This window comes from Flagellimonas olearia (assembly GCF_009184425.1).
In the GTDB taxonomy this organism is placed as follows: Bacteria; Bacteroidota; Bacteroidia; order Flavobacteriales; family Flavobacteriaceae; genus Flagellimonas; species Flagellimonas olearia.
Genome location: NZ_WELG01000091.1, coordinates 1 through 379 on the forward strand (window position 1 = coordinate 1; position 379 = coordinate 379).

The 379-nt window shown below is 57.5% G+C and carries 1 protein-coding gene; it reads left to right on the forward strand.

Annotated features, from left to right (window positions below; translation table 11 throughout):
- Positions 1-213 (forward strand): glutamyl-tRNA reductase (locus F8C76_RS19330; RefSeq protein ID WP_211372195.1); only part of this gene is annotated, 213 nt, incomplete at its 5' end.
- Between the last annotated feature and the right edge of the window lie 166 nt (positions 214-379).

Consider the following 379-nt stretch of genomic DNA (forward strand, 5'->3'; position numbering starts at 1 on the left):
CGCAAGGCTATGGCGGAAAGCGAACTGGAAAAAGCGTTGCAGCAGTTGCGCAATGGTGGCGATGCGGAGCAGGTGCTGCGCAGGTTTCAGCATTCGCTGGTGAACAAGTGGCTGCATTCCCCCAGCGTGACCTTGCGCAAAATGGCCGCGGATGGCCGCGCCGAAGCCCTGTTGCTGGCTCGTGAGTTGCTGCTCGACGACGACCAGTCGTAGCGCAAAGAACTCTCTCGATGTATCGAATTTTTGCGTGCGCCCGCCGGGCGGCGTATTTGCGTGAAGCGTGGAAGCGAATTTATGAAAGCGTCATTGCAAGGCAAGCTCGATAAGCTTGCAGACCGGTTTGAAGAGTTGGCGGGGCTATTGTCCGATCCGGATGTGA